We start from the raw sequence: 23060 nt of genomic DNA, 5'->3' as shown, positions 1-23060 counted from the left end.
AAGGGGAAGAACGGGGATGCGCGATACCTACTCTCAGCCGCTGGCGCGCGATGCGATGGCCTATGTCCTGGCCGGCGGACGCGGCAGCCGCCTCAAGGAACTGACCGATAACCGCGCCAAGCCCGCGGTCTACTTTGGCGGCAAGTCGCGCATCATCGACTTCGCCCTTTCCAACGCGATCAATTCGGGCATCCGCCGCATTGGCGTCGCCACGCAGTACAAGGCGCACTCGCTGATCCGCCACATGCAGCGCGCGTGGAACTTCATGCGGCCCGAACGCAACGAGAGCTTCGACATCCTCCCTGCCTCGCAGCGCGTGTCCGAACACCAATGGTACGAAGGCACTGCCGACGCCGTCTACCAGAACCTCGATATCATCGCGTCCTACGCGCCCAAGTACATGGTCATTCTCGCGGGCGACCACATCTACAAGATGGACTACGAGCTGATGCTCCGCCAGCACGTCGAAAGCGGCGCGGATGTGACCATCGGCTGCCTCGTCGTGCCGCGCATCGAAGCGACCGGTTTCGGCGTCATGGCGGTCGACACGTCCGACACGATCACCGCTTTCGTCGAAAAGCCCGCCAATCCGCCCGGCATTCCCGGCAATGAGGACATGGCGCTGGCATCGATGGGCATCTACGTCTTCGACACGAAGTTCCTGTTCGACATCCTGCGCGAGGATGCCGCCGATCCCTCGTCGTCGCGCGACTTCGGCAACGACATCATCCCCAAGATCGTCCGGAACGGAAAGGCCGTCGCCCACCGCTTCACCGCGTCGTGCATCCGCGCGGCGGAAGAAATCGAGGAATACTGGCGCGATGTCGGCACGCTCGACGCCTATTTCGAGGCCAACCTCGACCTGACCGACGTTGTGCCCAAGCTCAACATGTACGACCGCGACTGGCCGATCTGGACCGACCAGATCATCGCCGCCCCCGCCAAGTTCGTGCACGACGAGGATGGCCGTCGCGGCATGGCGATATCCTCGCTGATCTCGCAGGATTGCATCGTGTCGGGCGCCATCGCCAGGCGCAGCCTGCTCTTCACCGGCGTCAAGATGGGCTCGTTCTCCTCGTGCGAGGAAGCGGTGATCCTGCCATATTGCAACATCGGCAGGGGTGCACGCCTCAGCCGCGTGATCCTCGACTCCGGCGTCCGCATTCCCGAAGGGCTCGTAGTGGGCGAGGACCCCGAGCTTGACGCCCGCCGCTTTCAGCGGACCGAAAGCGGGGTGTGCCTCATCACCAAGCGGATGATCGACCAGTTGGCATGACGATCAAGGTCCTTTCCGTCGCCTCAGAGGCCGTCCCGCTTGTGAAGACTGGCGGCCTCGCCGACGTTGCCGGCGCCCTGCCCTCGGCAGTGGCGCCACACGGCGTCGGGATGACGACGATCCTCCCCGGATATCCGGCGGTGATGAAGGCGCTCGCCCGCCCGCGCGCCCTTCACACCTGGAACAGCCTGCTGGGAGAGAAGGCCCGCCTCGTATCCGGAAAGATCGACGGCCATCCCCTGCTGGTCCTCGATGCGCCCGCCTTTTTCCAGCGCGACGGAACCCCCTATGTCGACAGCTCGGGCCGGGACTGGGCGGACAATTGGCGCCGCTTCGCCGCGTTCGGACGCGCTGCGGCCGATGTCGCTGGCGGTGCGGTCAAGGGTCGCGCCTTCGATCTCGTCCACGCGCACGACTGGCAGGCAGCCATGGCTCTGGCCTACCTCCGCTTCGCGCCGCCGCCCGGGGGACGCCGCGTGCCCTCGGTCATGACGATCCACAACATGGCTTTCCAGGGTCACTACGGCGCGGACCTCTTCCCCGCGCTCGGCCTCCCGCCCCAGGCCTGGGCGATGGACGGCGTCGAGTATCACGGCGGGGTCGGCTACCTGAAGGCGGGCCTCGAAGCCGCCAGCGCCATCACGACCGTAAGCCCAACCTACGCCCGCGAAATCCGCACGCCCGAATTCGGCATGGGCCTCGAAGGTCTGGTCGTCAGCCGGGGCAACCGCGTGTCGGGCATCGTCAACGGCATCGACACGGCCCAGTGGAACCCTGAAACCGATCCAGCACTCGCCGCCCGCTTCGGCGTCAAGTCGCTCGCCCGCCGGGTGACCAACAAGCGCGCGCTCGAGGCCGAATTCGCGCTGGAGGCCGATGATGGACCGCTCTTCGTCGTCATAACCCGCCTGACCTGGCAGAAGGGCATCGACGTCCTGCTCGAATGCATCGACCACCTCGTCGGCATCGGCGGCCGGCTCGCCCTGCTCGGCTCCGGCGACAAGGCGATGGAAAACGCTTTCCACGCAGCCGCCACGCGCCATCCCGGCAAGGTCGGGGTGCGGATCGGCTATGACGAAGCGCTGTCCCACCGCATGCAGGCGGGGGGCGATGCGATCCTCGTACCCTCTCGCTTCGAACCCTGCGGCCTCACCCAGCTCTATGGCCTTGCCTATGGCTGCGTACCTGTCGTCGCACGAACCGGGGGCCTTGCCGATACGGTGATAGATGCCAACCTGGCAGCGGTCATGGCCGGCGTCGCAACCGGCGTGCAATTCGAAGGCGTGAACTATCCCAGCGTGTCGGACGCTATCAGCCGGGCCGTAACGCTCTACCGGCAACCGGATGTCTGGCGCGCGATGCAGCGAGCCGGCATGAAGACCGACTTTTCGTGGAGCCGCTCGGGCAAGGCCTATGCGGACCTCTACGCCGCCCTCATCGCGGAGGACCAATGACTCGTACCGTTCCGTCGACGCCCTGTTCCGGCCAGAAGCCGGGCACGTCCGGCCTGCGCAAGAAAGTGAAGGTCTTCCAACAGCCGAACTACGCGGAAAACTTCATCCAGTCGGTATTCGACGTGGTCGAGCGCGCGCCTGGCAGCGCGCTGGTCGTTGGCGGCGACGGCCGCTACCACAACCGCACCGTCATCCAGCAGGCCATCCGCATCGCCGCCGCCAACGGCTATGGCAAGGTTCTGGTCGGTCGGGGCGGCATCCTTTCCACCCCCGCCGCATCCAACGTCATCCGCAAGTACGGCGCTTCTGGCGGCCTGATCCTGTCGGCCAGCCACAACCCCGGCGGTCCGGACGAGGATTTCGGCATCAAGTACAACATTGCCAACGGCGGCCCTGCTCCCGAGGCTGTAACCGAGGCGATCTATGCCCGCACCCAGACAATCGACCGCTGGCTGACCGTCGACGCGCCGGACGTCGACCTCGACAGGCTCGGCTCAACCCAGGTCGAAGCGATGACAGTGGACGTCATAGACTCCGTTTCCGATTACGCCGAACTCATGGAATCCCTTTTCGATTTCAATGCAATACGCGCCAATGTTGAGGGCGGGTTCACCATGGCCTTCGACGCGATGAGCGCGGTCACCGGTCCCTACGCCATCGAGATCCTCGAAAACCGCCTCGGCTTTCCCAAGGGCACGGTGCGCAACGGCATTCCGCTCGAGGACTTTGGGGGTCATCACCCCGATCCCAACATGGTCCACGCCCACGAGCTGTTCGATACGATGTTCGGCCCGGACGCTCCGGATTTCGGCGCCGCCTCCGATGGCGACGGCGATCGCAACCTGATCGTCGGCCGGCACCGCTTCGTCACCCCGTCCGACAGCCTGGCCATGCTCGCCGCCAATGCGCACCTCGCACCGGGCTATGCCGGCGGTCTCAACGGCATTGCCCGCTCGATGCCGACAAGCGCTGCGGCTGATCGTGTGGCGGAGGCACTGGGCCTGCCCTGCTTCGAGACGCCAACCGGCTGGAAATTCTTCGGAAACCTTCTCGATGCCGGCATGGCCACGATCTGCGGCGAGGAAAGCGCGGGCACCGGAAGCGACCATGTACGCGAAAAGGACGGCCTCTGGGCGGTGCTGCTATGGCTCAACATCCTCGCGGTTCGCAGGATCGGCGTCGATCAGCTCGCACGGGAGCATTGGGCGCGGTTCGGCCGCAACTACTACGCCCGCCACGACTACGAGGCGCTGCCGACCGACAGGGCCGATGCACTCATGGCAGAACTCAACCAATCGCTCTCAAGTCTTTCAGGCAAGCCATTCGGAAATTTGACTATTTCGACAGCCGACAACTTCTCCTATCTCGACCCGGTCGATGGATCGACCAGCAGCAATCAGGGTGTCCGCATCCTGTTCGAAGGTGGCTCGCGCGTGGTCTTCCGTCTTTCCGGCACCGGCACCGAAGGCGCCACCCTGCGCGTCTATCTCGAACGCTACGAACCGGTGGGCGGCGATCTCGACCGTGAAACGCCTGAAATGCTTGCCGATCTCATCCGGGCGGCAGACGCCATCGCCGGCATCGCGCGTCACACCGGACGCACCGCGCCCGACGTGGTGACGTGACGCCGGGCGTCTTTCTGGCGGACGGCGCCACCCGCTTCTCCGTCCGCTCCCCTCGCGCCGAGGCACTGACGCTCTGCCTGTTCGAGGACGAAGCCGAGCAGCGTATCGCGATGACCCGCGTCGGCGATAACTGGATCGTTGAAATTCCAAGGGATCTGCGTGGCATTCGCTACGGCTACCGCGCGTCTGGCGAATGGAACCCGCCGGATGGTCTGTGGTTCGATCCTGCCAAGTTGCTTGTCGATCCCTACGCAATCGAGTTGGACGGCAGCTTTGTGCAACACACGAGCTTGTCCACCTACGGCGCTGACACGTCGAAAATTGTTCCCAAAGCAGTGGTTACCGCACCGCCGGTGATTTCTCACCTCTCGCCGCTGTTCCGCCACGGCGGGTTGATCTACGAAGTCAACGTGCGCGGGCTTACCATGCTCCATCCGGATGTCCCGCAGCCGCTCCGGGGCACCGTCGCCGCGCTCGCTCACCCGGCAATCATCGGCCATCTCAAGCAGTTGCACGTCTCGGCGGTGGAACTCATGCCAATCGTCGCCTGGATCGACGAGCGGCACCTGCCCCCGCTCGGCCTCACCAACGCCTGGGGATACAACCCCGTCGCCCCCATGGCTCTCGATCCCCGCGTCTGTCCGGGCGGAGTCAGGGAACTGCGCGAAACCGTGGCCACGTTGCGAGCCGAAGGGATCGGCGTAATCCTCGATATCGTATTGAATCACAGCGGGGAATCCGACGTTCTCGGCCCCGTCCTTTGCCTCCGCGGTCTCGATGACGCGGCCTATACCAAGGCGCCCGACGGTAGGCTGATCAACGACACCGGCTGCGGCAATACGCTCGATTTCGGAAATCCTGCCGTTCGCGCGCTGGCGCTCGATACCCTGCGCCACTTCACAAGGCATTGCGGCGTCGACGGTTTCCGCTTCGACCTCGCTCCCATCCTCGCCCGCAGCCCCGGCTTCGCCGCCGACGCGCCGATCTTCCGCGAGATCGCCGCCGACCCGGTGCTGGCCGACCGGGTGATGATCGCGGAGCCTTGGGACATTGGGCCCGGGGGATACCAGCTCGGAGGTTTCCCTTCTAACTGGCTGGAATGGAACGACAGATTCCGAGACGACGTACGACGATTCTGGAAGGGTGAGACCGGCGTCGGCGCGCTTGCAACGCGGATTGCCGGGTCTTCCGATATCTTCGGCAAGGCCTGCCGAACGGTCAATTTCCTGGCGGCCCACGACGGCTTTACTCTCGCCGATACGCTTGCCTACGAGCAGCGCCACAACTGGGCGAACGGCGAGGAGAACCGCGATGGACACGGCGAAAATTTTAGCTGGAACAACGGCATGGAGGGAGAAACGGACAATCTGGACGTCCTTTCCCGCCGCGCCGCCCTTGTACGCGCCATGCTCGGGACACTGTTCATTTCGACCGGTACGATCCTGCTGACCGCCGGCGACGAATTTGGCCGGAGCCAGCGCGGCAACAACAATGCCTATGCGCAGGACAACGAAATCACCTGGATCGACTGGGACCGGCGGGACCGTGCCCTGGAAGCGTGGACCTTCGGGCTATCCGCCTGGCGCCATTTGAGAATTTCATCCTTCACCAGGTTTCCGGAGGATGGAACCTGGCGTGACCTGAACGGCACCGAACTGCACACGAGCGCGTGGGAAAGCGACCTGACCCAGGGATTTTTCTGGCAGAATGGCAGCTACGGCTTCGTGGTCGACCGGACCGCCCCGATGGCAGGTCCGGTCTGACGGTCACGCTCCCAACCGGCGCAGCGCCCTGTCCGGTTGGAAGTTGCCAACTACCCCGCGGGAAGCGGAACTGTCCAGCGCAAGCGGCCGGGGCAAGAGCTGGTTGAGCAGCAATCGTCCGAACGTCCAGTCGCCAAGCCCGGAATCGGCATTGATGTGCCCCGCCTCGCCCGCGTCGGCGAAGCGGCTGCCCCAGGCCCGCGCCAGATGCCGTGCCTGACCGATGCCCATGTAGGGGTCGTTGCGACTGGCGACGAGGATCGAGGGGAACGGAAGCTCCCCGTGCGGGAAAGGTGCGAAGCGGGTAAGGCGGCGGTCGATCGGGCGCACCTCGACATCAGGCGGCGCGACAAGAAGCGCACCCAATACCTTGCCGTTGGCAGGTTTTTCGAACTCCGCCCACCATGCGACCGCAAGGCAGCCGAGGCTGTGCGCGACGAGCACCACGGGCCTCTCGGCACGATGGACCGCAAGGTTGATCTTGTTCACCCAGGTGTTGCGGTGCGGATCGTCCCAAAGGCCGAGATCGACGCGGCGACAATCGGGAAGCTCCTGTTCCCACAGCGTCTGCCAGTGCCCGGCGCCGCTGTTGCTGAGCCCCGGAACGGTAAGGATGAGCGGGTCGCGCCCCGCTCGCAACGAGGAATCGTGAGTCATTGCCATCTCCTGAAGCGGAAAGCCGGTCGACTCGGATTACGTCCCGACAGGCTTCAGGAGATAACTCAACTAATTTGATAGACAAGAGACTTGCGACGGGTCGACGCATCGCATCGTCAAAGCGTGATCCCCGATTTTCCGGGCGCGATGACACCGTTTGGGTCGAGCGCCGCCTTCAGGCGCCGATTGAGCATCCTATTCGCCTCGCCGTACTGGCCTGCTACGAGATCCATGGTGCTGACGGCGGTGCGATACGCGGCCCAGCCCTTGTCGCCGAAGCGCAGGATCATCTCTTCCATGCAGTCCTGCGCCTTGCGTTCCTCGGCCGGATCATCCTTGTCGAACAGCAGGAAGATCAGGTGGTGCAGTTCGCGGCTGCCGATGGCGAAGGCACCGTTGTAGTCGAAGTCGTACTTGCCGAGGATTTCCTTGGCGAGCGCGGTCTGCTCGGCGGTCTCGACGCCCTTGGCCGGAGCGACCGGGGCAAAGCAGATCATCCCGCCACCGGGCCCGCGCCAGCGCACGATGCCGATCTCCTCCAACGTCATGCCGCCACGCATCAGCGACTTGTGATGTTCGAACCACGGGTTGCCGGACATTTCCCTCTCGGTCAGTACCTCGCCGCCGGTCGCCTCGAAGGCGGAGCGAACGATGGGTTCCACCGCAGCGATGATCTCATCGGTACCGTAGAGCGCGAAATAGGTGTTCCACATGCCGAGGCCGTTCCGCATAGCCTCGGCCCGGATCACGTCATCCGGAACGGAGCGCTGCTCGGTCCAGATGTCGGCGCGGCGCTTGAACATCGCGAGCTGGTAGGCCGCGCCCATCATCAAGACGCAATTGGGGATGAGGTTGTTCATGCGGAACGGGCGGATCGCATCGACGATCCGCGCCACGTCGGCCACTTCCATGTGACGGACCATGAAGGGCTTGTAGGCTGGCGGCGCCGGCATCAACCACATGCCGAGCTTGGTCACCACGCCGAAGTTCGACTGGGTGAACAGGCCGTCGATGTAGGGGCCGTAGCCCCACTTGAACGCCTGCCAGGTGGTCGAGTTCTTCACGCTGCCCATCCCGGTCCGCACGACCGTGCCATCGGCCAGCACGACTTCCATGCCGCACTGCATGAAGAAATGGTCGCCATAAGGGGTATAGCCCACCCCGCGTTCCAGCGTGTTGCCGAGCGGCGACACGATCGGCCCGACCGTGGGCACGTCGACCCAGTAGGGCAGATTGTGTTCCTGCAGGTAGTCGTGGAGGTCCTGGTAGGTCACGCCCGGCTCTACCAGCGCAGTACCGAGTTCGGCGTCTACCTCGATGATCCGGTTCATGCGCTTGAGGTCGAGCACCATCTGGCCCGAGGTCGCAGGCGTTGCATTGCCATAACCCATGTTCTTGCCGGTGGAGACCGGCCAGAGCGGCAGCCCGTACTTGTTCGCCACCTTCAGCACCGCCTGTACTTCCTCGACCGAAGCCGGGGCCACCGCGCCCGAAGGCAGGTGCCGACCGTCGGGGTCGGGGGTGAAGGTGCTGGCGTAGGGCAGCGTGCTTTCGGCATCCGCAAAGACCCAGTCCGTGCCGACAACGGCCCGCAGTTCCTTGACAGCAGCGGCAAAGCGGTCAGCGGCCAGGCCCGGCGGCATGATGCGCGGGCCGTCGAGCGGACTGGCGAATGCCCGGGAGGAGAGGAGCGCGGCGCCGGCAGCGCCCGCGCGGATCATGTCGCGACGCGAGATTCCTGCAGTCATTGTCCATGCTCCTTCGGATTGGCCCGGGACTTTTCGATCCAAACGCCAAGGGCAGCGAGTTCGGCGGCGGTGATCTCGGTCGGGCGGAAGGCGGGCATCGCGCCGCGTCCGCTGCGGACCATGGCCTGGACGGTGGCAGCGGGAATCTTGCGGCCGAGGATGATCGGGCCGACGTTGTGTCCGTGGCAGTACCCGCAAGTGACCTTGTAGACCTTCTCGGGCGCACGGCCCTTCGCGACGGAGGCCACCCTGCCCCCGTCCGCATGAGCCGCCCCGCTGGTCGCCGCAAGGCACCAGGCGAGCAGGATCGTCGCCTTGATCCGCATCCTCGTTCTCCCTCGTCCGAAAGGTCGCGTATTTCGAACATTACTTTATGTCAAATTTGATATCCGCAGCAGGCGCAAGGAGTCAAGCCGCGCCATGGCGACCGGTCGACGGCACCCAGAGAAGCGGTCAAAGGTGCGGCAAGGCCAAGGCCGCGACGGCGGCACATCGGGAGGCATCGCAGCCGAGCGCGGCAAGGACCGCGCCTGCCACCTGGCGGGGGTAGTCGTCAGGCGTAGCTTCGCGCAGTTGCGTGAACAGCGCGGAAAGCGTCGCGCCCATGACGATGTCGCGTCCGATCCTGTCGTCCGATACGGTGAACAGGCCTGCCTCGATGCCTTCTGCTATGGTCCTTCGGGCCTGGGCAAAGGTTTCCGCGCCGAAGACCACGCCGTTTGCCGAGAGGTTGACGATGGACCAGGCCCAGCGCGGGTCCACGCGCCCCCGCTCGAGGTAATAGCGGACAGCGGCGGCGGTGCGCCGCGCCGCATCGGGCATGGCGTCGATCGAAGCTGTCACGGCGACGAGGAAATCGTGGCTGACTTCCCATGTCAGCGCCTCGCGCAGGTCTTCCATGCCCGTGAAGTGGTTGTAGAAGGTCTGGCGCGTAATTCCCGCCGCCGCACAGACTTCCTCGACCCGGCAATAGAGCCCGTTCTCACGACCGAAGATGTCGAAGGTGACAGCAAGGATGCGAGCGCGCGTGCGGGCGCGGCGCTCGCGACCGATCTCGGCCCGGCGTTCGACATCGACCTTGCGCTTGCGGGATAGTGGCGGCGCGTTCATGCGGGCGGATTATCGCGCATTTCGACGCTCGTCCACGCGCGGTTTTTCCGGAAATCGCTCGCAGTGAAACCCGTGCGTGCCTTGAAGAAGCGGGCGAAGTAGGCCGGATCGGCAAATCCCAGGGCATAGGCGATCTGGGCGACGGTGGCGCCGGTGAAGGCCAGGTTGCGCTTCGCTTCGAGAAGCAGGCGGTCGTGAACCATGTCGGCCGGCGCCTTGCCTGCCAACAGGCGGGTGGCGCGGGTCAACGTCGATGGCGTGGTGCCGAGTGCGCTTGCATAGGCGGTGACCGGCCAGTGGTCGCGATAGCGCTCTTCCACCAGCGTGCGAAAGCGGGCCACCAGAGGTTCGCGCCCGTCAGGCAAGCCCTGCCCTTCGGCAAGCGACGCGGCTTCGCCCGCCGTCGCCAGGACGAACGCGACATGGGCCAGCAACGCCGGCCCGGCCTGCCCCCCCTGCCCCAGCCTCAGCGCAAGGTCGGCCAGCAGCCAGCGCAGGCGTGCCGCCATCGCGGGCATGCCGTCGAGCGGCACCGCCTTGCTGCTGCCCTTCAGCGCTGGCAGGGCGTCGAGCAGACCGGCGAGCCGGGGATCATTGGCGAGTGTCGCGGCAAGCGACAGCACCCAACCCTCGGCACCGGGATCGAAGCGGAAGGCGTGGATGCACGATGGCGGAACAAGGATCAGTGCCGGGGCCCGCAGGAGGCTTCGGCCGCTCTCGCCAGCCAGTTCCATACCACCTTCCTCGACCAGCAGGAGTTGCACCATGTGGGGATGCGCATGTGGCTCGATCGTCCATTCGTTCACGCTCGACCGATCGTAGATCCGTTCGAGGTGCACGAACTCCGGCGGAAGAGAAACTCCCTGTTCTCCGTAGAGGGCGTAGCGATTGAAGGCTGGGGTACGCATCGCGCCAATCTGACCGATTGCATGAAAAGTACAAGGAATTGCGGCGAACCTGCGTCGCCTTCCTCACCGTGCAGAGGCAGGATGCCGGGCACTTGAGAGAGGACACAGGCTCATGGCTACCGTGATCGAGCGGCCGCAATTCCGCTTCGACCCATATTCCCCGGCAATCGACGCCGACCCGTTCCCCGCCTACAAGGTGCTGCGCGACGAATACCCCTGCTTCTGGTCCGAGGAGGCCGGAAAGTGGGTGCTCTCGCGCTATGACGACGTGCTTGCAGCGCTGCAGGACTGGCGGACCTATTCTTCCGCCAAGGGCAACCTCGTGGACGAGTTTCCCGGTCGCGCCGGCTCGACGCTGGGATCGAGTGATCCGCCGCGCCATGACCGCCTGCGCGCCCTCATCCAGTCGGCCGTGACCAAGCGTGCGCTTGAACACATTATCGCACCAGCCCGGGCATCGGCCCAGGCGCATCTGGCCGCGCTGGCGGACAAGCCGGTGTTCGACCTGGTGGGCGACTACACGTCGAAGCTGACGGTCGACCTCCTCTTCTACCTTTTCGCCCTGCCGGACGAAGGCGCGCAGCAGGTGCGCGAGAACGCGGTGCTGATGGTCCAGACCGATCCGGTCACGCGCCAGAAGAGCCCCGAACATCTCGCGGCGTTCCATTGGATGGCGGACTACGCCGAAAAGCTGGTCGCCTCGCGCAAGGCGAACCCCGGCGACGACCTCCTGTCCAGCTTCATCACCGCCGAGATCGACGGGGAGAAGTTGCTCGACAAGGAAGTCCAGCTTACCGTCACCACGCTGATCATGGCGGGCATCGAAAGCCTTTCGGGCTTCATGGCAATGTTCGGCCTGAACCTTGCCGACTATCCCGAAGCGCGCAGCGCGCTGGTTGCCGACCCTTCGCTGATCCCCGATGCGATCGAGGAATCGTTGCGGTTCAACACTTCCGCCCAGCGATTCAAACGGACGTTGACGCGGGACGTGGAGCTTCACGGACAGGTGATGAAGGCTGGCGACGCGGTGATCCTCGCCTATGGATCAGCCAATCGCGACGAGCGGATGTTCGAGAATCCGGACGTCTACGACATCACCCGCAAGCCGCGGCGCCACCTCGGCTTCGGCGGCGGTGTCCACGCCTGCCTTGGCTCGATGATCGGGCGCCTGGCGACGCAGATCGCCTACGAGGAACTCCTGAAGGCGGTGCCCGATTTCCGGCGTGCCGACGCCCCGCTCGACTGGGTGCCTTCATCCAACTTCCGCAGTCCGAAGTCGCTCATGCTCGAAAAGAAGGCCTGAGTTTCCGCGCGGCGGCTCGACAGGCGGCGGGTCATGCACGACTCGTCGCAAGGATGGGCCGCCGCACTTGAAGGTGTGACGTGCAGCATACAAATTCGGGACCAATGACGGATAACCGGGGTCTCGCATAATGGTTCCTGACCGGCGCCAATTTTTGGGCGCCTTGGCAGCAACGCTGGGTAGCATGGCCGTTTCGGGCCAGCCTGCAGCGGCAATCACACCTCCCAAGGCAATCGACGCCACTCCTTTCTCGCAGCCGACGCCGCCGCTGATGGTTCAGCGCGCGGTCGCCGCGCTCGATGCGCATGGGGCGCACATCAGCCACCGCGACCTCGTCGGGCTGGTCGATTTCTCGCAGCCCTCGCGCGAGGCGCGGTTCCACCTGATCGACGTCGTCGGAGGCACGGTTCTCTCGTCGCACCTCGTCTCGCATGGGAGCGGTTCGGACCCGGCCAACAGCGGATGGGTGCAGCGCTTCTCCAACCGGTTCGGCTCCAACGCCTCCAGCCCAGGTGCCTTCCTCACCGGCACGACCTATTACGGGAAGCATGGCCGGTCGCGGCGGCTGATCGGACTTGAGGATGCGAACAGTGCGGCGCTCGAACGCGGCATCGTGATCCACGCGGCAAGCTACGTCGACGAGGACATGGCCCGTACGCAGGGCCGGATCGGTCGCAGCCAGGGCTGCTTCGCCTTCTCGAACGACGACATTTCGGGCGTCCTGGAACGCCTCGGCGAAGGGCGCCTGCTCTACGCCGTGAAGTAGAACGCGGCGCGCAGCGCTTCGGCAAGCGCGCCCTCCTCTGCCACAAGGTCCGGCCGGTCGCGTCCGCCGACAAGGCCGAGCGTCCGCCGGAAATCGTAATCGGCAAGCTGTACCGCCACGACTCCGTCCCGCGCCAGCGATTGCGGCGCGGTGGTGACTCCCATCCCCGCCCGCACCATCTCGATGCATCGATCGTCGTTCGAAGAGCGCAGGAAGAACGGCGGGCGCACGCCGCGTTGGGTGAACCAGCGGCTGGTCTCCCCCAGGATCTCGCACGAACGGCGCGCGATCATCGTCTCGGACGCAACGTCGCGCGCATCGATCAGCGCAGCCCCTGCCAGGGCGTGGCTTTCCGGCAGGAGCAGGCGATACCCCTCCTCCAGCAGTCGCAGCGATGGACGGTCCGCATCCTCGGGGCGTAGCAGCGTAAGGATGACATCGACCTGCCCCTCGCCCAGCTTGCGCCGCAATTCTGCATCCGTGCCTTCAACCAGCGTCAGCGGCTGAGGGCCGGTCCAGCGCCGCACCGCCGCGGAAAGCATCGCGGTCGACACCGACGGTATCGTGCCCAGTCGCAGCGGCGCCAGTGGTACCGGGGCTTCGACGAAGGCTGCTTCGGCAGCCCGGAACTCGCGCTCGATTGCCCGCGCATGGTTGACGAGCCGCGCGCCAGCCGCAGTCAGGCGGACCTGCCGCTTCTCGCGCAGGAACAGACGTGTGCCGGCCATCCGTTCGAGTTCGGCGATCGAGGCGGAAAGCGTGGGCTGCGAGATCGCCAGCCGCTCCGCCGCGCGGGTGAAGTTGCCGCTTTCGACAAGCGCCAGGAAGTGGCGGAGCTGGGCTCGTTTCATCATAGGAAAAATCTATCGCAAATCCCGGATCAAATCAATTTTGATCGCGACTTTGGCAATGGTATCGTTGGCCCCGAAAAGAGTTGCGAGAGGATGCCGAAATGCGCGCCACGCCTGATTTCGACTTTGGACTGACCGAAAGCGCCCTGATGATCCGCGAGGCCGCCGGTCGCTTCGCCGACGAGCAGATTGCCCCCCTCGCCGCCGAGATCGACCGCAACGACCGCTTCCCAAGGGAACTGTGGGAGCCGATGGGCGCGCTCGGTCTGCATGGCATCACGGTGGAGGAAGAATTCGGCGGCCTTGGCCTGGGCTATCTCGATCACGTCATCGCGGTCGAGGAAGTGAGCCGGGCAAGCGGTTCGGTTGGGCTGTCCTACGGCGCGCACTCGAACCTCTGCGTCAACCAGATACGGCGCTGGGGCAACGACGAGCAGAAGGCGAAGTACCTGCCGAAGCTGATCTCGGGCGAACACGTCGGCAGCCTGGCCATGTCGGAAGCAGGCGCCGGGTCTGACGTGGTCTCGATGAAGCTGCGCGCCGATGCGGTAGCCGGCGGCTTCCGCCTCAACGGAACGAAATTCTGGATCACCAACGGCACTTATGCCGATACGCTGGTGGTCTACGCCAAGACCTCGCCCGAAGCGGGCAGCCGGGGCATCTCCGCCTTCCTGATCGAGAAGGACATGCCCGGCTTCTCCATCGGCCAGAAGATCGACAAGATGGGCCTGCGCGGCTCGCCCACCTGCGAACTGGTGTTCGACGACTGCTTCGTTCCGGAAGAAAACGTAATGGGTCCGCTCCACGGCGGCGTCGGCGTGTTGATGAGCGGGCTGGACTATGAACGCGTGGTGCTGGCAGGCATGCAGATCGGCATCATGCAGGCATGCCTCGACACGGTCATCCCCTACGTGCGCGAACGCAAGCAGTTCGGCCAGCCGATCGGCACGTTCCAGCTGATGCAGGCCAAGGTCGCCGACATGTATGTCGCGATTCAGTCGGCCCGGGCCTATGTCTATGCCGTGGCCAAGGCTTGCGATGCAGGCCAGACCACGCGGTTCGACGCCGCCGGGGCCATCCTTCTGGCGAGCGAGAACGCCTTCCGCGTTTCGGGCGAGGCCGTGCAGGCGCTCGGCGGCGCGGGCTATACCAAGGACTGGCCGGTGGAACGCTACCTGCGCGATGCCAAACTGCTCGACATCGGCGCCGGAACCAATGAAATCCGCAGGATGCTGATCGGCAGGGAGCTGATCGGCGCACGATAACGGACCTTGCGGAGAGAACGATGCGCCTGAAAACGATCCTTGCCTGCGCTGCCACGCTTTGCCTTGCCCAACCCGCACTTGCGCGGGTGGAGAAGGCGACCGTTCACAGCGCAGCGGTAGAGGGCAATCTTGAAGGCAACTCGGCTGACCGTACCGTCTACGTTGTCCTCCCGGACACCTACGACAAGGCCAAGGGCAAGCGCTATCCGGTCGTCTATTTCCTGCACGGCTTCAACTCGACAGCCAGCAAGTACGTCGAAGGAACGGATTATGAGGCTGCATTGAGAACAGCCCGAGCCGAAGTGATCCTCGTCTTTCCGGACAGCATGACGAAATGGGGCGGCTCGATGTATTCGAACTCGCCAACCGTCGGAAATTTTGAGGATTTCATTGCCAACGAGCTGATTGCCTGGACGGACAAGAATTTCCGCACGATCCCCAGGCGCGAGGCGCGCGGCCTCGCCGGACATTCGATGGGAGGTTATGGCACGCTCAAGCTCGGCATGAAGCGCCCGGACGTGTTCAGCGCGCTCTATGCGATGAACCCGTGCTGCCAGATTCCGCGCCCTGCCTCGTCAGCCGATGCGAAGTACGAAGCCTGGACGGTCGATCAGGCACTGGCGGCTGACTGGATGAGCCGGGGCAACTTCGCAGTGGCAGCGGCATGGTCGCCCAACCCCTCCAAGCCGCCATTCTACGCCGACCTTGGCACCAGTGACGGCAAGGTCAACGATCTCGTCATTGCCAAGTGGGCGGCGAACTCCCCCGTGGCGATGGCATCACAATATCTGCCCGCGCTGCGGCGGATGAGCGGCATCGCCATCGATACCGGCGATACCGACTTCGTGCGGGCGGACGATGAACTGATTCACGAAACACTGACCCGGTTCGGCATCGCGCACGACTGGGAGATCTATGTGGGCGACCACGGCAACCGCGTGAAGGAGCGCTTTGTCACCAAAGTTCTTCCCTTCTTCACCCGTCACCTGAAAGGCAGCACGCGTTGAGCGCACCGGTCCTCTCGAGCAACGTCGACCTCAATTCCGAGCAGGCGCAGGCCCGCGCGGCGCATAACCGCGCGCTGGCGGGGGAACTGCGCGAAAGAGTGGCGAAGGCTGCCCTCGGCGGCGACGAACGCAGCCGCGAACGGCACGTCTCGCGCGGCAAACTCCTCCCCCGCGAGCGAGTGGAGCGACTGCTCGATCCCGGTGCGCCCTTTCTCGAGATCGGCCAACTCGCCGCGAACGGCATGTACAACGACGAGGTGCCCGGTGCTGGGATCATTGCCGGGATAGGCCGGGTTTCGGGGCGCCAGTGCATGGTCTTCGCCAACGACGCGACGGTGAAGGGCGGCACCTACTTCCCGATGACCGTGAAAAAGCACCTTCGCGCGCAGGAGATCGCGGGCGAAAACCGCCTGCCCTGCATCTACCTGGTCGACAGCGGCGGTGCGAACCTGCCGAACCAGGCCGACGTCTTTCCCGACCGCGACCACTTCGGCCGCTTCTTCTACAACCAGGCCAACATGAGCGCGCGCGGCATACCGCAGATCGCCAGCGTCATGGGATCGTGCACGGCGGGCGGCGCCTATGTGCCGGCGATGAGCGACGAGACCGTCATCGTGCGCGAACAGGGCACGATTTTCCTCGCCGGACCGCCGCTGGTGAAGGCGGCGACGGGCGAAGAGATCACCGCCGAAGCACTTGGCGGTGGCGACCTTCATGCGCGCAAGTCTGGCGTGGTGGACCATCTGGCCGACAACGACGAGCATGCGTTGACCATCGTGCGGGACATCGTTTCGCATCTGGATGGGGTTGGACGTCTCGAGAACCCCGCCATGGCGGCGGTGCGGGAGGTGAAGGAGCCGATCTATCCGGCGGAGGATCTCTACTCGATCATCCCCGAGGACGTACGCGCCCCCTATGATGTGCACGAAGTGATCGCGCGGATCGTGGATGGCAGCGAGTTCCACGAGTTCAAGGCACATTACGGCGCAACGCTGGTTTGCGGTTTTGCCCATATCCATGGACTTCCCGTCGCGATCCTTGCCAACAACGGCGTGCTCTTTTCCGAAAGCGCGCAGAAGGGCGCGCACTTCATCGAACTTGCCTGCCAGCGTCGCATTCCGTTGCTGTTCCTCCAGAACATCTCGGGCTTCATGGTAGGCGGAAAGTACGAGGCCGAAGGAATCGCCAAGCACGGTGCAAAGCTGGTGACCGCCGTCGCCACTGCGCAGGTGCCCAAGATAACCGTGCTGATTGGCGGCAGCTTCGGCGCGGGCAACTATGGCATGTGCGGCAGGGCCTACCAGCCGCGCTTCCTGTTCACGTGGCCCAACGCCCGCATCTCGGTGATGGGCGGCGAACAGGCCGCCTCGGTGCTCGCGACCGTCCACCGCGATGCGGACAAGTGGACGCCCGAGGAAGCCGAGGCCTTCAAGGCACCGATCCGCCAGAAGTACGAGGACGAAGGCAACCCTTACCACGCCACCGCAAGGCTGTGGGACGACGGCGTGATCGACCCCGTCCAGACCCGCGACGTGCTGGGGCTCGCCCTCGAGGCCTGTCTCGAAGCGCCGATTGCGGAGGCGCCCCGGTTCGGGGTGTTCAGGATGTGATGGAGGCCAGACCGATGATCAAATCCCTCCTCGTCGCCAATCGCGGCGAAATTGCCTGTCGCGTGATCCGTACAGCGCGGCGCATGGGCGTTCGCACAGTGGCGGTCTATTCCGATGCCGATGCCAATGCCCTGCACGTCCGCTCGGCCGACGAAGCAGTCCACATAGGTCCGGCAGCAGCGCGCGAAAGCTATCTGGTGGGAGAGCGCATCATTGCCGCCGCGCTCACCACTGGCGCTGAGGCCATCCACCCCGGCTATGGGTTCCTCTCGGAGAATGCCGAGTTCGCTCAGGCCGTTCTCGACGCGGGCCTGGTCTGGGTTGGCCCGAAGCCGCACTCGATCACCGCGATGGGCCTCAAGGACGCCGCCAAGGCCCGCATGATCGCGGCAGGCGTGCCGGTGACGCCGGGATATCTGGGCGAGGATCAATCGGCGGAGCGATTGCAGGCCGAGGCCGACGCCATCGGCTACCCGGTACTGATCAAGGCCGTCGCGGGCGGAGGCGGCAAGGGCATGCGGCGCGTCGATGCCGCGGCGGACTTTGCCGAAGCGCTCGCCTCGTGCCGCCGTGAGGCTGCCTCCTCGTTCGGCGACGACCGTGTGCTTATCGAGAAGTACATCCTTTCCCCGCGGCACATTGAGGTTCAGGTCTTCGGCGACGCCCACGGCAACGTCGTCCACCTGTTCGAACGCGACTGCTCGCTTCAGCGGCGGCACCAGAAGGTGATCGAGGAGGCCCCTGCGCCCGGCATGGACGAAGCGACCCGCGAGGCTGTCTGCGCGGCCGCCGTCCGCGCGGCCAAGGCGGTCGACTATGAAGGCGCGGGCACCATCGAATTCATCGCCGATGGCTCCGAAGGCCTGCGCGCGGACCGGATCTGGTTCATGGAAATGAACACGCGCCTGCAGGTGGAACATCCGGTGACCGAGGAGATCACCGGCGTCGACCTCGTCGAATGGCAGCTCCGCGTCGCGTCGGGTGAGCCGCTGCCCAAGCGGCAAGACGAGCTATCGATCAACGGCTGGGCGATGGAAGCCCGGCTCTACGCCGAGGACCCGACCCGGGGCTTCCTGCCCAGCATCGGGCGCGTCGACGATTTCCACTTCCCGCACCATCATGCGCGCATTGATACGGGGGTAGAGGCGGGCGCGGAAATCTCGCCCTTCTACGATCCGATGATCGCCAAGCTCATCGTCCACCGCCCGACCCGGACTGAAGCCGTCTCTGCGCTGCGCGAGACACTTGACGAAGGCATCGTCGGACCGCTCGTCACCAACAGCGGCTTCCTCTGGCGCCTGCTGGGCCACGCGGCGTTCGAGGCCGGGGTCGTCGACACCGGCCTGATCGAGCGCAATCTCGAAACCCTCGCCACCCGGCCCGAGCCTTCCCGCGAGGGTCTGGCTCTGGCCGCAATGCGCCTTGCCGGCACGCCGGGCGCGACGCCATGGTCGAGCCGGTCCGGCTTCCGCATGAACGCTGCCCCGCGCCGCGACGTTCGTCTTTCCGACCAGTTCGGCCGGACGTTCACGACCGAACTGCCACCCGAACCGGCGTTCGACTACTGGCCCGGCGAAGACGCGACGACGATCGACGAAGGTGGCGAGCGCTTTCGCGTGCGCCTGGCGCGGGCCGACGGGGGCTCCGGCGGCGCAGCCTCGGATGGGGCCATCCTCGCCCCCATGCCCGGCAAGGTCATCTCGGTCGATGTATCCGCAGGCCAGTCGGTGACCAAGGGCCAGAAACTCATGGTGCTCGAGGCAATGAAGATGGAACATGCCCTCACCGCCCCCTTCGACGGTGTCGTGGCCGAACTCAACGCCGCGCCGGGCGGACAGGTTCAGGTCGAGGCACTGCTGGCGAAGATCGAAAAGGGAGAAGCCTGATGGCTGGCAAGTTCTTCGACGAGTGGCAGGTGGGCGACCGGATCAGCCACGAAATCCGCCGCACCGTGACAGAGACCGACAATCTCCTGTTCTCGACCATGACCCACAATCCACAACCGCTGCACATCGACGCAGAGGCAGCGAAGGCAAGCGAGTTCGGCCAGATCCTCGTCAACGGCACCTTCACATTCGCGCTGATGGTCGGGCTGTCGGTCGGCGACACGACTCTCGGTACGCTGGTTGCGAATCTGGGCTACGACAAGCTTGCAATGCCTTCGCCCGTGTTCATCGGCGATACCATGCGCGCGACCAGCGAGGTGACTGACCTGCGCGAGAGCAAGTCACGTCCCGATGCCGGAATTGTCACTTTCAAACATGAGCTTATCAACCAGCGCGAAGAGGTCGTCTGCCGTTGCCTGCGCACCGCGCTGCTCAAAAAACGGCAGTAATCCGCGCGACGTAATAGTCATTTCGGACTAAAAACTTTTGGTGAATTTCAAGTTAATTACAAACCTTGCGGAATATTAAACCCGATTCCGTGGAAGTCGTTGCTGTCGGCATCGTATGGGATCTACGGTGCCTCCACGTCGAAACGACCACTCCCCGGGGGGCACCATGATGACGACATTTGAATTCCGCCGACTGGCGCTCGGGCTTGCCGCTGCGGCAGTAACGCTCGCACCGGTCGCCGCACTTGCCGGCACCCGCGCTTCGGACGGCAAGGCCGCTTCCGCCGCGCAAGGGTCGGCAAACCCGGGCAAGGCGCTTGGCCCGAAAGACGGTTTCCCGAACTCGCCGGGCCTCCAGATTGCCAAGATCCGCGCGAACGACAATGCCGCGTTCAAGCGGAAGAGCAACGGCTGCTGATTTCAAGACCTCACGAACACCTGTTCCGCCCCGTCAACCCCACTGGCGGGGCGGTTCCGCGTCCGGACAGCGAGCCAGCCGCGCGCGCAGGGCATCGAGCATCCAGGCTCGCGCCGGACCCACCGGGCAATCCCGCCGCCAGAGCGCGTGGAACGTATAAGCCATGCCCGGTGCTTCGGGGATCGCGAGCCTCACCAGCCTGCCCGATGCAATGTCGGCATCGACCAGGTGGCGCGGCATGTTGCCCCACCCGATCCCCTCTCGCATCAGCGCATGGCGCGCGCCCAGATCGCCGAGGCGCCAGGTGCTGGCCGCGACGACCGAGAAATCGCGCCCATCGGTAAGCCGCGAGCGATCCGTCAGCACGAGCTGGCGATGCTTGCGCGCCTCGCCTGGGGGGATGGTCTCCATCCGCGCCAACGCATGGCTGGGCGCCGCAACGGGGATCAGTTCGACCGAACCGATGGCCACCCGCTCCAGTTCGGGCAAAGCGACAAGCTCCGGGCCGCCGATACCCAGTTCCGCCTCCCCTTCGACCACCAACGCAGCAATCGCGCCCAGTGCCTCGACATGGAGGCGCAACTGGACGGTCGGGAACACCTGCTGGAACTCGCGCAGCACTTCGGCGACGAGATGGGTCGGGAACATAACGTCGAGCGCCAGACCGAGTTCGCTTTCGAGGCCCTGGTTGAAGCTCCTGACCCCCGCGACAAGCGCGTCCACGTCGTCCGACACCGCCCGTGCCTGCGCCAGCATGGCCTTGCCCGCATCGCTCAGCACCGGCTTGCGCGACCCCTCGCGCTCGAACAGCGTCACGCCAAGCTGCGCCTCGAGCGTGGTGATGCCATAACTAACGGCCGAAATCGCGCGGCCCAGCTTGCGGGCCGCCCCGTTGAAGCTGCCCTCGTCCACCACGGCGAGGAACAGGCGCAACTGATCGAGAGTTGGTTGCCCGACGTCCACAGCCGACCTTTCGAATTATCCGAATATCTTGGTTCATTTTATCGGAATTATCCGATCGGATCGCAAGCCCTATCTGGAGCTCAACAGGACGGCATCCAACCCGCCGCCTCTCGGAGAAATCGCCATGACCCAGACCAAGACCGGAACCGGCGCCCACATCGAACTGCGCCCGTTCGCCTCCATCGGAGCGGCTAACCACGGCTGGCTTGATGCCCACCACCATTTCTCGTTCGGCGAATACCACGATCCCGCCCGTACCAACTGGGGCGCGTTGCGGGTGTGGAACGACGACGTGATCGCCGCGAAGACCGGCTTCCCGCCGCATCCGCACCGCGACATGGAAATCGTCACCTATGTTACCAAGGGCGCGATCTCGCACCGCGACAGCCTTGGCAACTCGGGCCGGACCGAAGCAGGCGACGTGCAGGTCATGTCGGCGGGAACCGGCATCCAGCATTCCGAATACAACCTGGAAGACGAGGAAACCCGCCTGTTCCAGATCTGGATCATCCCGGACCGTCGCGGCCACGCGCCGAGCTGGGGTGCGCGCCCCTTCCCCAAGGACAGCCGCGAAGGCCGTTTCGTGCCGCTGGCATCGGGCATCGAAGGTGACACCGACGTGCTGCCGATCAATGCCAATGCCCGCGTGCTGGGCGCGACCGTCAAGGCCGGCGAGACCATACGCTACGCGCTGACCGAAGACCGTCACGCCTATCTCGTGCCCGCCCGGGGCAGGATCCGCGTCGGCGATGTCGAAGCCAATGCCCGCGACGGCATCGCGTTGACGGGCCTTAGCGAGATCATCGTCACGGCACTGGAAGATGCCGAACTCGTCCTCGTCGACGCAGCGGCATGACCACCATCTTTGCGCATGCCCCGCTGCACGCGCCCAATTCAAGGACCGATCCCATGACTGCCACCACGCTTGATCTTGCGCCCGCCTCCTCGTCCTCCAGCGTTCTCGCTGCGACCGGCCGGGTCCTCATCGCCGCAATCTTCGTCCTCAGCGGCGCGTCAAAGCTCGCCGATCCGGCCGGCACTATCGCCTATATCCAGAGCGCGGGCCTGCCCCTGCCGACTGTCGCCTATGCCCTTGCGGTCGCTGTGGAACTGATCGGCGGGCTGCTGCTCGTCGCCGGCTTCCAGACCCGGATCGTGGCGCTCGGTATCGCCGGGTTCAGCCTGGCCGCCGCGTTCGGCTTCCACGCCAATCTCGCTGACCAGAACCAGTTCATCCACTTCTTCAAGAACATCGCAATTGCCGGTGGTCTGCTGCAGGTTGCCGCCTTCGGGCCCGGCCGCTTCGCCTTCGACCGCCGCTGATACCCCCCGGGGGCCGGGATGGCTTGACCGTCCCGGCCCCACCTGTTGTCTACCGCCCAGATCAAGGAGCATCCCATGACCCGTACCGCCTCTCCCCGCGTCCTGCCCAACATCGTCAACCGCTGGAGCCCCCGCGCATTCGACGGTTCGGCCGTGCCGCAGGAAGACCTCGACGTGATCTTCGAAGCAGCGGGCCTTGCTGCAAGTGCCTACAATTACCAGCCGTGGCGCTTTGCCTATGCCCATCGCGGCGACGCCAACTTCGACGCCTTCCTTTCGGCGCTGGTTCCGTTCAACCAGACCTGGGCCAAGGACGCCGGCGTTCTCGTATTCGCGGTCTCGGACGAGTTCATGCGCAGCGACCGGGGCGACAACCCCAACCACAGCCACAGCTTCGATACCGGCGCCGCATGGGCCAACGCCGCCCTCCAGGCTCTGGCGCTGGGCTTTCATACCCATGGCATGACCGGCGTCGACTTCGAGAAGGCGGCCGAAGTGCTCAACCTGCCTGAAGGCTACCGCGTCGAAATGGCGTTTGTGATCGGCCGCCAGGGCGACAAGTCGCAGCTTCCCGACATGCTGCGCGAACGCGAAATCGTCAGCGACCGCAAGCCCGTCAGCGAGATCGCATTCGCCGGTCCGTTCAAGGACTAAGCACGAGTGGCGCCGCCCGCCGAA

The 23060-nt window shown here is 65.0% G+C and carries 22 protein-coding genes; 15 read left to right on the top strand and 7 right to left on the bottom strand.

The annotated features are described in order from the left end of the window. Window positions 1-16: 16 nt before the first annotated feature. The 4 genes from glgC to glgX are packed head-to-tail and all read left to right on the top strand — an operon-like array spanning window position 17 to window position 6118. Complete coding sequence (gene glgC / locus SARO_RS08310) at window positions 17-1276, top strand: glucose-1-phosphate adenylyltransferase (protein ID WP_011445307.1); 1260 nt, start codon at window positions 17-19, stop codon at window positions 1274-1276. Beyond that, the gene (gene glgA / locus SARO_RS08305) at window positions 1273-2730 is read left to right on the top strand and encodes a glycogen synthase GlgA (protein WP_011445306.1); all 1458 of its coding nucleotides are present in this window, start codon (window positions 1273-1275) and stop codon (window positions 2728-2730) included. The genes glgC and glgA overlap by 4 nt, the downstream gene beginning before the upstream one ends. Next, window positions 2727-4355: an alpha-D-glucose phosphate-specific phosphoglucomutase gene (locus SARO_RS08300; protein ID WP_011445305.1), complete on the top strand. Its 1629-nt coding sequence runs from the start codon at window positions 2727-2729 to the stop codon at window positions 4353-4355. The genes glgA and SARO_RS08300 overlap by 4 nt, the downstream gene beginning before the upstream one ends. Continuing rightward, on the top strand, window positions 4352-6118 hold the full coding sequence (gene glgX, locus SARO_RS08295) for a glycogen debranching protein GlgX (protein ID WP_011445304.1): 1767 nt from the start codon (window positions 4352-4354) through the stop codon (window positions 6116-6118). Before SARO_RS08300 ends, glgX begins: the two co-directional genes overlap by 4 nt. A 3-nt stretch (window positions 6119-6121) precedes the next feature. Here the strand turns inward: glgX and SARO_RS08290 are convergent, their stop codons facing one another. The 5 genes from SARO_RS08290 to SARO_RS08270 all read right to left on the bottom strand — a co-directional run bounded on the left by SARO_RS08290 (window position 6122) and on the right by SARO_RS08270 (window position 10541). Then, window positions 6122-6775, bottom strand: coding sequence for an RBBP9/YdeN family alpha/beta hydrolase (locus tag SARO_RS08290; RefSeq protein WP_011445303.1), 654 nt, complete (start codon window positions 6773-6775; stop codon window positions 6122-6124). A 116-nt stretch (window positions 6776-6891) separates the two neighbouring features. Continuing rightward, window positions 6892-8523 carry an FAD-binding oxidoreductase gene (locus SARO_RS08285; protein ID WP_011445302.1) on the bottom strand — a complete coding sequence of 544 codons (1632 nt, stop codon included), beginning with the start codon at window positions 8521-8523 and terminating at the stop codon, window positions 6892-6894. Then, a complete protein-coding gene (locus SARO_RS08280) occupies window positions 8520-8849 on the bottom strand; it encodes a c-type cytochrome (RefSeq protein ID WP_011445301.1) in 330 nt (109 codons plus the stop codon). Before SARO_RS08280 ends, SARO_RS08285 begins: the two co-directional genes overlap by 4 nt. A gap of 127 nt (window positions 8850-8976) precedes the next feature. Next, complete coding sequence (locus tag SARO_RS08275; RefSeq protein ID WP_011445300.1) at window positions 8977-9633, bottom strand: TetR/AcrR family transcriptional regulator; 657 nt, start codon at window positions 9631-9633, stop codon at window positions 8977-8979. Continuing rightward, on the bottom strand, window positions 9630-10541 hold the full coding sequence (locus SARO_RS08270) for a helix-turn-helix domain-containing protein (RefSeq protein WP_011445299.1): 912 nt from the start codon (window positions 10539-10541) through the stop codon (window positions 9630-9632). The genes SARO_RS08275 and SARO_RS08270 overlap by 4 nt, the downstream gene beginning before the upstream one ends. A gap of 112 nt (window positions 10542-10653) precedes the next feature. On the opposite strand from SARO_RS08270, the gene SARO_RS08265 reads away from it, so the two are divergent. Both SARO_RS08265 and SARO_RS08260 read left to right on the top strand, forming a co-directional pair. Continuing rightward, window positions 10654-11844, top strand: a complete 1191-nt coding sequence (locus SARO_RS08265) for a cytochrome P450 (RefSeq protein ID WP_011445298.1) — start codon at window positions 10654-10656, stop codon at window positions 11842-11844. 130 nt (window positions 11845-11974) lie between these two features. After that, complete coding sequence (locus SARO_RS08260) at window positions 11975-12610, top strand: murein L,D-transpeptidase catalytic domain family protein (protein WP_011445297.1); 636 nt, start codon at window positions 11975-11977, stop codon at window positions 12608-12610. On the opposite strand, the gene SARO_RS08255 is transcribed toward SARO_RS08260, so the two are convergent. Next, window positions 12595-13461, bottom strand: coding sequence for a LysR family transcriptional regulator (locus SARO_RS08255; RefSeq protein WP_176929339.1), 867 nt, complete (start codon window positions 13459-13461; stop codon window positions 12595-12597). The two genes, SARO_RS08260 and SARO_RS08255, sit on opposite strands and share 16 nt — an antisense overlap. Before the next feature lie 101 nt (window positions 13462-13562). Between SARO_RS08255 and SARO_RS08250 the strand changes: the two genes are divergently transcribed. The 6 genes from SARO_RS08250 (at window position 13563) to SARO_RS08225 (ending at window position 20096) form a co-directional block, all read left to right on the top strand. Then, window positions 13563-14726 carry an isovaleryl-CoA dehydrogenase gene (locus SARO_RS08250; protein ID WP_011445295.1) on the top strand — a complete coding sequence of 388 codons (1164 nt, stop codon included), beginning with the start codon at window positions 13563-13565 and terminating at the stop codon, window positions 14724-14726. A 20-nt stretch (window positions 14727-14746) separates the two neighbouring features. After that, window positions 14747-15733 carry an alpha/beta hydrolase gene (locus SARO_RS08245; protein ID WP_011445294.1) on the top strand — a complete coding sequence of 329 codons (987 nt, stop codon included), beginning with the start codon at window positions 14747-14749 and terminating at the stop codon, window positions 15731-15733. After that, window positions 15730-17343: a carboxyl transferase domain-containing protein gene (locus SARO_RS08240; protein ID WP_011445293.1), complete on the top strand. Its 1614-nt coding sequence runs from the start codon at window positions 15730-15732 to the stop codon at window positions 17341-17343. The genes SARO_RS08245 and SARO_RS08240 overlap by 4 nt, the downstream gene beginning before the upstream one ends. Window positions 17344-17357: 14 nt before the next feature. Next, window positions 17358-19229: an acetyl/propionyl/methylcrotonyl-CoA carboxylase subunit alpha gene (locus SARO_RS08235; RefSeq protein WP_011445292.1), complete on the top strand. Its 1872-nt coding sequence runs from the start codon at window positions 17358-17360 to the stop codon at window positions 19227-19229. Further along, window positions 19229-19678: a MaoC family dehydratase gene (locus SARO_RS08230; protein ID WP_011445291.1), complete on the top strand. Its 450-nt coding sequence runs from the start codon at window positions 19229-19231 to the stop codon at window positions 19676-19678. The genes SARO_RS08235 and SARO_RS08230 overlap by 1 nt, the downstream gene beginning before the upstream one ends. A 169-nt stretch (window positions 19679-19847) precedes the next feature. Continuing rightward, a complete protein-coding gene (locus SARO_RS08225) occupies window positions 19848-20096 on the top strand; it encodes a hypothetical protein (RefSeq protein WP_143004894.1) in 249 nt (82 codons plus the stop codon). Between the two features lie 33 nt (window positions 20097-20129). On the opposite strand, the gene SARO_RS08220 is transcribed toward SARO_RS08225, so the two are convergent. Then, window positions 20130-21059 carry a LysR family transcriptional regulator gene (locus SARO_RS08220; RefSeq protein ID WP_011445289.1) on the bottom strand — a complete coding sequence of 310 codons (930 nt, stop codon included), beginning with the start codon at window positions 21057-21059 and terminating at the stop codon, window positions 20130-20132. 124 nt (window positions 21060-21183) lie between these two features. On the opposite strand from SARO_RS08220, the gene SARO_RS08215 reads away from it, so the two are divergent. The 3 genes from SARO_RS08215 (at window position 21184) to SARO_RS08205 (ending at window position 23036) form a co-directional block, all read left to right on the top strand. Continuing rightward, entirely contained in the window at window positions 21184-21915 is a 732-nt protein-coding gene (locus SARO_RS08215) for a pirin family protein (RefSeq protein WP_011445288.1), read from the top strand. Window positions 21916-21968: 53 nt separating this feature from the next. After that, complete coding sequence (locus SARO_RS08210) at window positions 21969-22382, top strand: DoxX family protein (protein WP_011445287.1); 414 nt, start codon at window positions 21969-21971, stop codon at window positions 22380-22382. A 75-nt stretch (window positions 22383-22457) separates the two neighbouring features. After that, on the top strand, window positions 22458-23036 hold the full coding sequence (locus SARO_RS08205) for a nitroreductase family protein (protein ID WP_011445286.1): 579 nt from the start codon (window positions 22458-22460) through the stop codon (window positions 23034-23036). The last annotated feature ends 24 nt before the right edge of the window (window positions 23037-23060 follow it).

The sequence above is a fragment of the Novosphingobium aromaticivorans DSM 12444 genome (assembly GCF_000013325.1).
GTDB classification, from domain to species: Bacteria; Pseudomonadota; Alphaproteobacteria; order Sphingomonadales; family Sphingomonadaceae; genus Novosphingobium; species Novosphingobium aromaticivorans.
Note: the sequence above shows the minus strand (reverse complement) of the source record. Positions and strands in the feature narration are given on the sequence as shown.